The 13640-nt window shown below is 56.7% G+C and carries 9 protein-coding genes; 6 read left to right on the forward strand and 3 right to left on the reverse strand.

Annotation, left to right across the window (positions count from 1 at the left end; all coding sequences use genetic code 11):
* Nucleotides 1–471: 471 nt before the first annotated feature.
* The 3 genes from hmsP (at nt 472) to IB226_RS20650 (ending at nt 5747) form a co-directional block, all read left to right on the forward strand.
* Nucleotides 472–2484 carry a biofilm formation regulator HmsP gene (gene hmsP / locus IB226_RS20640; protein ID WP_206098225.1) on the forward strand — a complete coding sequence of 671 codons (2013 nt, stop codon included), beginning with the start codon at nt 472–474 and terminating at the stop codon, nt 2482–2484.
* A gap of 228 nt (nt 2485–2712) precedes the next feature.
* Complete coding sequence (locus IB226_RS20645) at nt 2713–3993, forward strand: dicarboxylate/amino acid:cation symporter (protein WP_101763784.1); 1281 nt, start codon at nt 2713–2715, stop codon at nt 3991–3993.
* A gap of 245 nt (nt 3994–4238) precedes the next feature.
* Complete coding sequence (locus IB226_RS20650) at nt 4239–5747, forward strand: pitrilysin family protein (protein ID WP_192236874.1); 1509 nt, start codon at nt 4239–4241, stop codon at nt 5745–5747.
* Nucleotides 5748–5750: 3 nt separating this feature from the next.
* Here the strand turns inward: IB226_RS20650 and IB226_RS20655 are convergent, their stop codons facing one another.
* Both IB226_RS20655 and IB226_RS20660 read right to left on the reverse strand, forming a co-directional pair.
* The gene (locus IB226_RS20655; RefSeq protein WP_137384896.1) at nt 5751–6623 is read right to left on the reverse strand and encodes an alpha/beta hydrolase; all 873 of its coding nucleotides are present in this window, start codon (nt 6621–6623) and stop codon (nt 5751–5753) included.
* Nucleotides 6624–7021: 398 nt separating this feature from the next.
* Entirely contained in the window at nt 7022–7951 is a 930-nt protein-coding gene (locus IB226_RS20660) for a sugar kinase (protein ID WP_192236875.1), read from the reverse strand.
* Nucleotides 7952–8233: 282 nt separating this feature from the next.
* On the opposite strand from IB226_RS20660, the gene pdeH reads away from it, so the two are divergent.
* A complete protein-coding gene (gene pdeH / locus IB226_RS20665) occupies nt 8234–9007 on the forward strand; it encodes a cyclic-guanylate-specific phosphodiesterase (protein ID WP_192236876.1) in 774 nt (257 codons plus the stop codon).
* A 61-nt stretch (nt 9008–9068) separates the two neighbouring features.
* Nucleotides 9069–11129 (forward strand): AsmA family protein, encoded by a 2061-nt coding sequence (locus tag IB226_RS20670; protein WP_192236877.1) that lies wholly within the window; start codon nt 9069–9071, stop codon nt 11127–11129.
* Here IB226_RS20670 and ppiC read toward each other — a convergent pair whose 3' ends face one another.
* Nucleotides 11130–11411: a peptidylprolyl isomerase PpiC gene (ppiC, locus tag IB226_RS20675; RefSeq protein ID WP_008105734.1), complete on the reverse strand. Its 282-nt coding sequence runs from the start codon at nt 11409–11411 to the stop codon at nt 11130–11132.
* A gap of 72 nt (nt 11412–11483) precedes the next feature.
* Here ppiC and rep point away from each other — a divergent pair, with 72 nt between their 5' ends.
* Complete coding sequence (gene rep / locus IB226_RS20680; protein WP_137384900.1) at nt 11484–13505, forward strand: DNA helicase Rep; 2022 nt, start codon at nt 11484–11486, stop codon at nt 13503–13505.
* The last annotated feature ends 135 nt before the right edge of the window (nt 13506–13640 follow it).

Genomic DNA, 13640 nt, shown 5'->3' on the forward strand with positions numbered 1-13640 from the left:
GTTGCAGCACCTACGTGCGGCGACCGAGCAGAGGACGCCTGGCCGCGCCCTCTGCACTCCCGGGCCTTGCGCCAGCCCAACCCGCCGCTTCGCGGTGCCTTCACTCATTCACGATTCCTGACGGACCGGTGGCGATTCGCTCCTGCTCAGCGCCACCTCTCGCCGCATCCATGCGGCTCGCCCTGGAATCCCTCATTCGCTCAGCGGCTCGGGATGTCGCCTCAACACCCGCGCTGCAGCATTAACGCGTATTTTTCACTCGCAATCGCTACAAATCTCATGGGGTTGTCATCCATGACGGCCAGGCGCGCTTGAATGCGCGTCAAAACCTGCATAATTCCGAATCACTTCATAAATAACCAAACTTGCTTATTTTTCGCCTTTATCCCGGCGAAAAAAACGCGTGACCTGGGATATACTCGCTGCGAATTTCATCTCATTACACGCCTTTGGTGGCCTGGAGAAGTTTTGTTGCGCGTCAGTCGTTCTCTAACGATAAAGCAGATGGCGACGGTTTCCGCCGTGGCGATGGTGACCATCTGCATCTTTATTGTCATCCAGCTCTTTCACTTTGTGCAGCAGCGCAGGATTGACTACGCCCAGCAAATGGAAAATGTGGCGCACACCGTGCGTCAGCCACTCTCCGAAGCGGTACTCAAAGCCGATATTCCGCAAGCCGAACGCATCCTTAATACCCTGAAACCGGCCGGTATTTTATCGCGCGCCGATGTGGTGTTGCCAAATGCCTTCCAGGCGCTGCACGCCGATTTTGCGCCGGAAAAACCGGTGCCGCGCTGGGTCGCACGCCTGTTTGAGCTGCCGGTACAAATCACGCTGCCGCTCTATTCCGTGGAGCGTTCCGGTTTGCCGAAGCCGATTGCCTATCTGGTGCTACAGGCTGATTCCTCCCGCGTCTATCAGTTCCTGCTCAGCACGTTATCCACCATGATCACCACCTACCTGCTGCTGGCGCTGATTCTCTCGATCGCCATTAGCTGGTGTATCAACCGCTTGATTGTGCATCCGCTGCGCGATCTTTCGCGTGATTTACAGGAGCTGCCGCCGCAGGCGATTCTGACCCACAAAATGAAGCTGCCGAATAATCATCGCGATGATGAAATCGGCATGCTGATCCGCAGCTACAACCGCAACCAGCAGGTGCTGGAGTCGATTCACGACGAAATGAGCCGCATGACCACGCATTTTGCCGTTACGGATCTGCCCAATCGCGCGCTGTTCCTTGCGCTGCTCGAACAGCACATCAGTCATCGCCACAATCGTCAGGCGTGGGGCTTGATGGTGATTCGCATTGAAACGCTGCAGGAAGCCAACGGCGTGCTGAGCGATGAGCAGCGCGATACGCTGATGCTGACGCTGGTGGAGAAGATTCGCAGCACCGTTGACGATCACTCACTGCTGGCGCAAACCGGGCCCAGCGACTTCGCCTTGCTGATGAAGCGCGCGCACAATCCGTTCCGCGCCATGCGTCTGGCGCGCAACCTGATGATTCGCATTAATCAGCCGGTGAACCTGCAACAGCTGCAGCTGCGTCCGAACGCCAGCATTGGCCTGGCGCTGCACGAAGAGAGCAGCATCTCGGCCAGCGAACAGCTCGATCGCGCCACCTCGGCGATGATGTCGGCGCGGCATCAGGGCAAAAACCAGATTCTGTTCTTCGATCCGGCGCTCACCGAGCGGGCGCAAAAGCGTTTAACGCAGGAACACGACATCTTGCAAGGTCTGCAGGACGAGCAGTTTGCCCTCTATCTCCAGCCACAAATCAATATGGAAACCGGCGAGCTGGCCGGTGCCGAAGCGCTGCTGCGCATGCGCATGCCGGATGGCAGCTACGGATTATCGGAAGAGTTTATTGCCAGCGCCGAAGAGATTGGCGTGATCTCGGCCATTGGCCGCTGGGTGTTTGAAGAAGCCTGCCGCATTCTGGCCGGCTGGCAGAAGCAGGGCATTAACATCCCGCTCAGCGTCAATATCTCGGCGGTGCAGCTGCGTGATGCCAGCATGGTCAGCCATTTGCAGGGCTTGCTGGAGCGCCATCGCATCGCGCCGGGCAACTTCGTATTGGAAATCACCGAAACCGCGCAGATTGGCGATGCCGAACAGGCGATTGCGCTACTGCGCTTGCTGCAGCAAACCGGCGTGGCGGTAGCGCTCGATGATTTCGGAATGGGCTACTCCAACCTCAACTATCTGCATCAGTTCAAAGCGCTGCCGGTAAATAAGCTGAAAATGGATCGCAGCTTCGTCGCCGCGCTGCCGGATGACGACACCATGGTGCGCATCGTGGCGGCGATTGCCGACATCATTCACCTCGACGTCATCGCCGAAGGTGTGGAAACCGCCGAGCAGCGCGACTGGCTGCTGGCGCGCGGAATTACTATAGGGCAAGGCTACTTATACGCTGAAGCGCTGCCGCTCCACGTCTTTAATCAACGCTGGCTCAATAGCTCGCAACTCCCTGAATAATCACCTTGGTTATTGATTTTCCTTACAAAATTGTAGCGAAGCGCTGTGCTGAAGCGTTTCAGTTCATAGTTAGAGTTTTGTAACTTTTGTAAGGAATAGTAGGGGATATTAATCTTGTTAACAGGGTGTTATTTTCCTCGCCATCGGTAAGGTTTTACGCTTCTGGCGGCTTGCCGCATGCGTTCTCCACAACAATGACGGTGCGAACCGTCTTACTGGACACCTGTTATGAAAATCTTAAAAAGCCTCTATTTTCAGGTACTGGTTGCCATCGGCATCGGCGTCCTGTTGGGCCACTTCTATCCTGAGTTAGGCGCGCAAATGAAGCCGCTTGGCGATGGTTTCGTTAAGTTGATCAAGATGATCATCGCCCCCGTGATTTTCTGTACGGTGGTGACCGGTATTGCCGGCATGGAGAGCATGAAAGCCGTTGGACGTACGGGCGCAGTGGCGCTGCTGTACTTTGAAGTGGTCAGCACCATCGCGCTGATCATCGGTTTGGTGGTGGTTAACGTGGTGCAGCCTGGCGTGGGCATGAACGTTGATCCAGCCACGCTGGATGCTAAAGCAGTCGCGGTATACGCGCAGCAGGCGGAGCAGCAAGGTGTGGTCGCCTTCCTGCTGGATGTGATCCCGAATAGCGTCATTGGTGCCTTTGCCAGCGGCAACATTCTGCAAGTGCTGCTGTTCGCTATCCTGTTCGGCTTCGCCCTGCATCGCCTGGGCAGCGCCGGCACCGTGATGTTCAACGTCATTGAGAGCTTCTCGAAAGTGATCTTCGGCGTGATCAACATGATTATGCGTCTCGCGCCAATCGGTGCCTTCGGGGCGATGGCCTTCACCATCGGTAAATATGGCGTCGGCTCGCTGGTGCAGTTGGGGCAGCTGATCATCTGCTTCTATATCACCTGCGTGCTGTTCGTGGTGGTGGTGTTGGGGCTGATTGCACGCTTCGCTGGCTTCAACATCTTTAAATTTGTCGCCTACATCAAAGAAGAGCTGCTGATTGTGCTGGGCACGTCATCTTCCGAGTCTGCGCTGCCGCGCATGCTGGATAAGATGGAGAAGCTGGGCTGTAAGAAATCGGTGGTGGGGCTGGTGATTCCAACCGGCTACTCCTTCAACCTGGATGGCACCTCGATTTACCTCACCATGGCGGCGGTGTTTATCGCTCAGGCGACCAACGCTCATATGGATGTGTTCCACCAAATCACGCTGTTAGTGGTGCTGCTGCTCTCCTCAAAAGGCGCAGCGGGTGTAACCGGCAGTGGCTTTATCGTGCTGGCGGCGACCTTGTCAGCGGTGGGACATTTACCGGTTGCGGGCCTGGCGCTGATTCTCGGTATCGACCGCTTTATGTCCGAAGCGCGTGCGCTGACCAATCTGGTGGGCAACGGCGTGGCGACCATCGTGGTGGCGAAGTGGGTCGGCCAGCTGGATGAGAAACAACTGAATGCGACGCTTTCTGCCGGGAAAAAGGTGAATAACGCACCAGAAACCGCCGCATAACCTGCTATTTGCGTTAATTTGCCGAGAAATGCCCGCTGTGGCTTGCCCTGACAGCGGGCATTTGCATAATAAACCCCATTGATTTTTTTCCCGATTTTTTGCCTCGTTGCGCGACATCCTGACCTTCTCGTGGTCAAAGAGTCTGTTATTAAATAAACGTGGCGGCACAATGCCGCGCCGGTCACCCCAGATGTGACCGAACATGCCGCGCTAACGAGCGTTGATCTGTTTGAGTAGGGGTTCACATGCAGGGCACCAGAATTCGGCTTTTGGTTGGCGGATTGCTACTGGCAGCGTCCGGTTTTGGCGTGCACGCCGAGACGCTCCAACCCGATCCCGCCTGGCAGGAAGGCAAACTGGACAATGGTTTTAGCTGGCAGCTGCTAACCACACCACAACGTCCAAGCGATCGTATTGAGCTGCGCCTGATTGTTAACACCGGTTCGCTGGTGGAGAGTGCGCAACAAACCGGCTATAGCCATCTTTTACCGCGTTTAGCGATGGTGCACAACGCCACGCTGGACACCAATCAGCAACGTGCGCTGTGGCAGCAAGCCATGGATCCGCAACGTCCGCTGCCACCCGCTATTTCGTCGTACGATTACACCCAATACAACCTGAGCTTGCCGAACAACCGCCCTGATCTGCTGAAAGAAGCGCTCAGCTGGCTGGCGGCGACCGCCGGGAAAATGACGATTAATGAGCAGGTGGTTTCTACCGCATTAATGGCGACCGATCCGATTGCCACCTGGCCTGCCAATACGCAGGATGTGTGGTGGCGCTATCGCCTGAAAGGCTCGGCGATGCTGGCGCACGATCCCGGCGAGCAACCGCGCGCGCCGGTGGATATCGCACAGCTCAACAGCTTCTATCAGCAGTGGTACACGCCCGACGGCATGACGCTGTACGTAGTAGGTAACGTCGATAGCCGCAGCATGGCGGAGCAGATCAACAAAGCTTTTGCGCCGCTGAAAGGTAAGCGTGTTGCACCTGCCGCGCTACCGACGCTGTCACCGCTGCCGCATCAGCCGGTGAATCTGGTGAATGGCGGCATGAATCAGGATCGCCTGTCGCTGGTGTGGGACACCGCATGGCAGCCGATTCGTGATTCGCAGAACTTGCAGCGCTACTGGCAGAGCGATTTAGCGCGTGAATCGCTGTTCTGGCATGTGCAGCGCGCGCTGGCTGACAGCAAAGCGCAAAGCGTGCAGGTTGGCTTCGATTGCCGCGTGCTCTATCAACGTGCGCAGTGCTCGATCAACATGGACAGCCCGAATGCCTCTTTGCCGCAGAATATGAATCAGGTGGCGAAAGAGCTGGCGGCGGTGCGCGACAAAGGGTTACCGCAGGAAGAGTTTGATGCGCTGATGGCGCAGAAGCTGCTGGAGCTCAACAAGCTGTTTGCCACATACGCCCGCACCGACACCGATATTCTGATGGGCCAGCGTCTGCGCTCGCAGCAAAACGCGGTGGTGGACATTGCGCCTGAGCAGTATCAGAAGCTGCGTCAAACCTTCCTCAGCGAAATGACGCGCGACCAGCTAAATCAGGAACTGCGCCAGCAACTGTCGCAGGAGCTGACCATGGTGCTGATTCAGCCGCAGGGTGAAGCTGAGACCAACGTGAAGATGCTGCAGGAAAGCTGGGATAAAGTGATGAAGCTACCCGAACCGCCAGCGGTACCCGCGAGTCCGGAAGAAGTGAAACCGGATAACAGCGCAGGCGCGGCGGATCAGACCGCGCCATCATCCTAAACATTAGGTCTTAGCACGTAGCCACTCGGTTACCAGCATCGGCCAACTGGCGAGCGGTAAATCTGCCACGCCACGGATACCAAATCCGTGGCCGCCTTTCTGGTAGAAGTGAATCTCCACCGGCACTTTGTGCTCACGCAGCGCGCTGAAGAACACCATGCTGTTGTTCACCGAAACCGATTCATCATCGGAAGCGTGAATCAGCAGCGTCGGTGGCGTTTGTGCGTGCACGCGCGTCTCTAGCGAATAAGCATCAACCATCTTCTGATCCGGCCATGCGCCGAGCAAGCGGGTGCGTGCACCTTCATGCGCCAGACCTTCACGCATGCTGATCACCGGATAGAGCAGTACCATCGCATCCGGGCGCGGTGTGAAGCTGTCGGCTTGGTCCTGCACCGGATAGAGTTTCTCGCCAAAGCGGGTGCCGAGGCTGGCGGCAACGTGTCCGCCCGCCGAGAAGCCCATCATCACGATATATTTGCCGTTCAGCCCGCGCTGCGCACGTTCACGCAGCACGCGCACCGCACGCTGCGCATCGGCCAGCGGCGCGTCTGGACCTTCATGGTGACCGTCATACGGCAGGCGATACGTCATCACCGCCAGCGTGTAGCCCATTGACGTGAAGAAGGTGGCGAGCGCGCTGCCTTCGCGGTCAATCAACACCCGCTGATAACCGCCGCCCGGCGCGACCAGCAGCGTGATGCCGTTCGAGGTTTCCGGATGCCAGATGGCAATTTCCGGGCAGCGCACGCCGGTGGCGGCGCGGTCATAAGGTTCATACTCTTTGGCGAGATCGACGATCTGCGGCTGAGCGCGCGAATCGCTCGCGCCTGGCGCATCACCGTGTGGCCAGATATTGATGATTTCTGTGTGCATAAGTCAGTCCTGAGCGAGTCATGTTGTCGTTATTTTTTTCGCGGCCGGAGTAACAGCGTCCTGCTGTTGTTGATTAAAACATGGTCTTTTTTGCTGCTGGCGTCCAGCCGAAAACCGCCGATTTCGCCAGTTTCGGACTATGCCTGGCGGCCAGATTTCCTGCCATAACGCATTGAATTTAAATCGATCTGATTAGCGTGAGTGAAGAAGTAATACCGCTTTTGTTACAGAAGTGGATGAGTCAGGTCGTTAGCGGAAATTGGCAGGGAAAAATGCTGCGTTAAGGCAAACTGCGCGGGCGGGTTGGTTAGCACAGGTAATGAATAGCGAGGAGATTTGTAGCGGCGCGATTCATCGCGCAATCAATTGCGCCGCTACGGTTGGTGCAGGTGGTTAGGTTATTTCGGCATCGCGCTGAGCGGGATAATCGCCCCGCGATACTGGATCACCGTGCTGGCGGTGAGATGACCGCGAGCGGCGGCATCTTCGGCGCTTCCTCCGGCTAAACGCACCGCCAGATAACCAGCGCTGAAGGAGTCGCCAGCCGCGGTGGTATCGATCACTTTCTCTTTCGCCAGCTTGATGGCGGCGACCTCGCGCAGCGGCTCATCGCCAACCGCCACCAGACAGGAGTCCGCACCGCGTTTAATGACAATTTCCTGCACGCCCGCAGCGCGTGTGCGGGCAATCACCGCATCCAGCGGCTGCTCGCCCCACAGCAAATCTTCGTCGTCGAGCGTCAGAAATGCCATGTCGGTATGACGCAGCATCTCGGCATACGCCTGCTGAGCGCTGGTTTTATCGGCCCACAGACGCGGCCGATAGTTGTTATCGAAAATCACCTTGCCGCCGTTCTGGCGACAGGCGCTGAGCAGCGACATCAGTTTTTCGCGACTGGCCGCAGGCAGAATCGCCAGGCTGATGCCGCTCAAATAGAGAAAATCATAGTGCGCCAGCTGCTGGCAAATCGCGTCCGCTTGCGCGCTGTCCAGCCAGAAACGGGCGGCGGCGTCGTTGCGCCAGTACCAGAAGGTCCGCTCGCCGTGGTCGTCGGTTTCGATGAAGTACAAACCCGGCATTTTATTGTCGAGGCGCTGAACCAGCGCGGTTTCGACATTTTCCTGTTGCCAGGCGGCGATCATCTGGTCACTGAAACTGTCGGTGCCGAGTGCGGTGACATAATCGACACGCAGCTGTTTATCTGACTGACGCGCCAGATACACCGCCGTGTTCAGCGTATCGCCGCCAAAACCGCGTTTGATGTTCTCACCTTTCTCGGACAGCTCAATCATGCATTCGCCAATAATAGCGATTTTCTTCTGCGTCATGGTCTTCAGCCTGTAGTGAATTCTGCCTTAGTCTCGCGTCTGGTATGGCAGTCGTCAATGGTTTTTAAAACGATGTTTTGATTTAACTTAAGGTAGCAAACCGCCTGCGCCACGGTGATTTAGCGGCCAAAGCGCGTTTTGTTTTGCCGATTAAGTGCGAAGCACGCTGTTACACTCAACTCTTCATGGGACTAACGAGATTGATAAAGTTATCCCGGCGATCGCCGATACTTGCCGCTGAGATGCTATTTGCAGGCACTCAACACCAACCAGGAAAAAACCATGGTGATGAAGAATTTGAGTCATCGGCTGCCTGTTTCAAATGAATTGGAGCAACAACAGGAAACGCGTCTCTTCTGGCAGCAGTGCCAACGATTCTATACTTTCCAGCCGATTTACCAGGTCTCAGGCCGCATGCTGGCTATTGAATTACTGACGGCGGTTACCCATCCCTCCGTGCCAGAAAAAAAGCTGTCGCCCGAAGACTATTTTGAAGCACTGACTATCGCGCAGCGGCTTGGTGTCGTCCAGGAACAACTCGAGCTGCTGATAACATGGTCAGCGTTTTTCAATCAGCGTCAGCTAGTGGCGTCAGTGAATATCGACGGTCCAACGCTGATGGAGATTGAGAAGCATGAGTCGATTCGCACGCTGATCGCGCAACTGCCGTGGGTGCGCTTCGAGCTAACGGAGCATCATGCGCTGCCGCAGGAAGAGATGGTGGCGAAGATGCCGGAACTTGGGCCGCTGTGGCTGGATGATTTTGGCTCTGGCATGGCGAACTTCTCCGCGCTGACCGAACTGCGTTACGACTACATCAAACTCTCGCGCGAGCTGTTTATGCTGCTGCGCGCCAGCGATGAAGGCCGCTCGATGTTCTCAATGCTGCTGGCGTTGATTAACCGTTACTGCAACGGCGTCATCGTTGAAGGCGTGGAAACCGAAGAGGAGTGGCAACAGGTGCGTAGCTCGCCAGCGATGGCGGCGCAGGGCTACTTCTTCTCGCGCCCGGTGCCGTTTAGCGAGCTGGAACGTATGGCTCTTGAGCTTCCCTGATCCCGTTCCGCGGCGTCTCGACTATCCTTAGTCAGACGTGGAAGGGCAAGGAGGAAGCAATATGTCACGTACTCGAAAGATCCTGAGCTGGGTGTTCGGGATTTTTTTGTTATTGGTTGTAGTGATTGTGGTGCTCATCGCCACCTTTGACTGGAACCGCTTGAAACCAACGATTAATCAAAAAGTTTCAGCCGAACTGAACCGACCTTTCGCGATTCGCGGCGATCTCGGCGTGGCCTGGATTCGCAACCGTGAAGAACCTGGCTGGCGCAGCTGGGTGCCGTGGCCGCAGGTGCATGCCGATGATGTGATGCTCGGCAATCCGCCCTCTATTCCTGATGTCACCATGGTGCATCTGCAGCGGGTTGAAGCCACCATTGCACCGCTGGCGCTGCTGCATCAGCAGATCTACCTGCCGTGGATCAAGATGCAAAAGCCGGATGCGCGGCTGGTGCAAACCGCAGATAAGAAGAATAACTGGACCTTTGATCTCGCCAGCAGCCAGAACAGCGATGCTAACGCCGCGCCTTCTACCTGGTCCTTCCGCCTCGACAACATCCTGTTCGATCAGGGACAAGTGCGCTATCGCGACGCCGTCAATAAAGCCGATGTCACAGTGACCATCAATCCGCTGGGCAAACCGGTGCCCTACGCCCAAGTGGCGGGCGGTGACGATCAGCAGAAAGGCGCGGGTGATTTTGTCTTTGGCTGGCAGGCGAACGGCACTTACAACAATCAGAAGCTGGATGGCGACGGTAAAATTGGCGGCATGTTATCGCTGCGCAGTAAAACCACGCCGTTCCCGCTGCAGGTGGATGTGCGTAATGGCACCACGCGCGTACGTATTGACGGTACCTTGCAGGATCCGCTCAATCTTGGCGGACTTGATGTGCGTCTGCGCTTTGCGGGCGATACGCTGGCCAATCTGTATGGCCTGACCGGCGTGCTGCTGCCCGATACGCCGCCCTATGAAACCGACGGCCATTTGATTGCGCGTTTCAATGAGGCGAAAGGGCCGCTATTCCGCTACGAGAAGTTTAACGGCCACATCGGCGACAGCGATATTCACGGCTCGCTCTCCTATCGTCAGGGCAAACCGCGTCCAACGCTGACCGGTGAATTGACCTCGAACCAGCTGCGGATGGAAGATTTGGGGCCGCTGATTGGCGTCAACTCCGGCAAAGGCAGCGAGAAAACGCAGCAGGCCAAAGCGCAGCGCGGCGAAGCCTCATCGCAGCCCGCCGATCGCGTGTTGCCACACGACAAGTTTGATACCAAGAGCTGGGACGTGATGGACGCGGATGTGAAGTTCAGCGGCAAACGCATTGAACACAGCAGCAAGCTGCCGCTCAGCGATCTCTATACGCATCTGCAGCTGAAAAACGGCGACCTGTTGCTCGATCCGCTGCGCTTCGGTATGGCCGGCGGCAGCATCAACTCCACCATTCATCTGGAGGGCGACCGCAGCCCGATGCGCGGACGTGCCGATTTGCACGTGCGTAAGCTGCGGCTGCGTCAGCTGTTCCCGGATGTTACGGCGATGCAGAACAGTTTGGGCCAGCTCAACGGCGATGCCTCGCTGAGCGGCACCGGCAATTCGGTGGCGGATCTGCTCGGCACCAGCAATGGCGAACTGAAGCTATTGATGAATGATGGCCTGATCAGTCGCAGCCTGATGGAGATTGCCGGACTGAACGTCGGTAACTATGTAGTGGGTAAGCTGTTCGGCGATGATGAAGTGAAGATCAACTGCGCGGCGACCGATATGAATATTCGTCAGGGCTTAGCGACGCCGAAACTGTTCCTGCTGGATACCGAGAACGCGGTGATCAACGTGACCGGCAACGTTAATTTCGCGAATGAACGCATGGACCTGTCAATCAATCCGGAGAGTAAAGGGATTCGCATCATCACGCTGCGTTCGCCGCTGTATGTGCGCGGCACCTTCAAAAATCCGGATGCCGGGGTGAAAGCCGGACCGCTGATTGCACGCGGTGCCGCAGCGGTGGCGCTCGGGGCGGTGGTTGCTCCCGCCGCTGCGTTGATCGCACTGATTTCGCCTAGCGATACTGACGACAATCAGTGCAGTAATGTGCTGCAGCAGATGAAGAATCAGAAGTGATCAGTTACGCCACAGCACTTTGATGATGTGGTAACCAAAGGCGGTTTTCACCGGTCCGTAAGGCTGTAGCAGCGGACAGGAGAAGACCGCCTTATCAAATGCCGGTACCATTTGTCCTTTACGGAACTCACCCAAATCACCGCCGTTGCGTCCGGATGGGCAGGTAGAGTGTTTCTTTGCCAGCTGCTGGAAGTTCGCCCCTTTCTCAAGTTGCGCCAGCAGGGATTTGGCCTGCGCTTCCTCTTTCACGAGGATATGTAAAGCCGCCGCGGTTTTCGCCATGATGAAGTCCTAATGTGTATAATCCGGCCATTATAACCTCCTTTCTTTTGATTCAACTGAGCGAATTCCGTTATGCGTTTAAACCCCGGCCAACAACGAGCTGTCGAATTTGTCACCGGTCCTTGTCTGGTGCTGGCCGGTGCTGGCTCGGGTAAAACCCGCGTGATCACCAACAAAATCGCCCACCTGATCCGCGAATGTGGCTATCAGGCGCGCCATATCGCCGCCGTAACCTTTACCAATAAAGCCTCGCGCGAGATGAAAGAGCGCGTGGCGCAGACGTTGGGGCGTAAAGAGGCACGCGGCCTGATGATTTCCACCTTTCATACGCTGGGACTGGAGATCATTAAACGCGAATACAAGGCGCTGGGAATGAAAGCCAGCTTCTCGCTGTTCGACGATCAGGATCAGCTGGCCTTGCTTAAAGACCTGACCAAACAGTGGCTGGAAGAGGACAAGACGCTGTTACAGCAGCTGATTTCCACCATCTCCAACTGGAAGAACGATCTGGTCGATCCGCAGGGCGCAGCGGGTTTGGCGCAATCGCAGCGTGACCAGATTTTTGCTCACTGTTATCAGCTGTATGACCAACACCTGAAATCCTGCAACGTGCTGGATTTCGACGACTTAATCGCGCTGCCCACGCTGCTGCTGCAGCGCAATCAGGAAGTGCGCGAACGCTGGCAGCAGCGCATCCGCTATCTGCTGGTGGATGAGTATCAGGACACCAACACCAGCCAATATGAGCTGGTGAAGCTGCTGGTGGGTGCGCGCGCGCGCTTTACCGTAGTGGGCGATGACGATCAGTCGATTTACTCATGGCGTGGCGCGCGTCCGCAAAACCTGGTGCTGCTGCAGCAAGATTTCCCGGCGCTGGAAGTGGTGAAGCTGGAGCAAAATTATCGCTCGACGCAGCGCATCCTGAAATCGGCCAACATCCTTATCGCCAACAATCCGCACGTATTTGAGAAGCGCCTGTTCTCAGAGTTGGGGCAGGGCAGCGAGCTGAAGGTGCTGAGCGCGAATAACGAAGACCACGAAGCGGAACGCGTGGCGGGCGAATTGATCGCGCATCACTTCATCAACAAAACCGCCTATAAAGATTACGCCATTCTTTATCGCGGCAATCATCAGTCACGCGTGTTCGAGAAGCAGCTGATGCAGAACCGTATTCCGTATCGTATCTCGGGCGGCACGTCGTTCTTTTCTCGTCCGGAAATCAAAGATTTGCTGGCTTATCTGCGCGTGCTGACCAATCAGGAAGATGACAGCGCGTTTCTGCGTATCGTGAATACGCCGCGCCGTGAGATTGGTCCGGCAACGCTGCAGAAGCTGGGCGAATGGGCCAACCTGCGCAATAAAAGCCTGTATAACGCCAGCTTCGATATGGGGCTGGAGCAAACGCTGAGCGGGCGCGGACTGGAGCATCTGCAGCGCTTTACGCACTGGCTGAGTGAAATCGTCCAGCTGACCGAACGCGAGCCGGTGAATGCGGTGCGTGATCTGATTCGCGGCATCGACTACGAAAGCTGGCTGTTTGAAACCTCGCCCAGCCCGAAAGCCGCTGAGATGCGCATGAAGAACGTTAACCTGCTGTTCCAGTGGATGACCGAGATGCTGGAAGGCGATGAGCTGAACGAGCCGATGACGCTGGCGCAGGTGGTGACGCGCTTTACGCTGCGCGACATGATGGAGCGCGGTGAAAGCGACGAGGAGCTCGATCAGGTGCAGCTGATGACGTTGCACGCCTCAAAAGGGCTGGAGTTCCCGTATGTCTATCTGGTTGGCATGGAAGAGGGGTTATTGCCGCACCAGAGCAGCATCGATGAGAACAACATCGAGGAAGAGCGGCGTCTGGCTTACGTGGGGATTACGCGAGCGCAGAAAGAGCTGACCTTTACGCTGTGCCGGGAACGCCGCCAGTATGGCGAGCTGATGCGCCCGGAACCGAGTCGCTTCCTGCTGGAGTTGCCGCAGGACGATGTGGTGTGGGAACGCGAGAAAAAAGTGGTGAGCGCCGAAGAGCGCGTGAAGACCGGGCAGACGCGCGTCGCGGGGTTGAGAGCGATGCTGGAGAATGCGAAGAAGGGTTGAGTTCCCGGTCCGTGCTCGCAGTCCCCCTCCTCGGTCCTCCCCCATGAATGGGGGAGGAAGATGCTGCTATATGTGAGTCGGAAATTGCATGTGGCAGCATCTCCTTCCCCCGCGGGCGGGGGAAGGTCGGGATGG

This window comes from Pantoea sp. PNT03 (genome assembly GCF_014852515.1).
Lineage (GTDB): Bacteria > Pseudomonadota > Gammaproteobacteria > Enterobacterales > Enterobacteriaceae > Pantoea > Pantoea leporis.

Excerpts from the sequence above, each read along its gene's own strand:
- IB226_RS20650 (WP_192236874.1), top strand. The coding sequence starts at position 4,239 with ATGCAGGGCACCAGAATTCGGCTTTTGGTTGGCGGATTGCTACTGGCA.
- pdeH (WP_192236876.1), top strand. The coding sequence starts at position 8,234 with ATGGTGATGAAGAATTTGAGTCATCGGCTGCCTGTTTCAAATGAATTG.
- IB226_RS20655 (WP_137384896.1), bottom strand. The coding sequence starts at position 6,623 with ATGCACACAGAAATCATCAATATCTGGCCACACGGTGATGCGCCAGGC.
- IB226_RS20660 (WP_192236875.1), bottom strand. The coding sequence starts at position 7,951 with ATGACGCAGAAGAAAATCGCTATTATTGGCGAATGCATGATTGAGCTG.
- ppiC (WP_008105734.1), bottom strand. The coding sequence starts at position 11,411 with ATGGCGAAAACCGCGGCGGCTTTACATATCCTCGTGAAAGAGGAAGCG.
- rep (WP_137384900.1), top strand. The coding sequence starts at position 11,484 with ATGCGTTTAAACCCCGGCCAACAACGAGCTGTCGAATTTGTCACCGGT.
- IB226_RS20670 (WP_192236877.1), top strand. The coding sequence starts at position 9,069 with ATGTCACGTACTCGAAAGATCCTGAGCTGGGTGTTCGGGATTTTTTTG.
- IB226_RS20645 (WP_101763784.1), top strand. The coding sequence starts at position 2,713 with ATGAAAATCTTAAAAAGCCTCTATTTTCAGGTACTGGTTGCCATCGGC.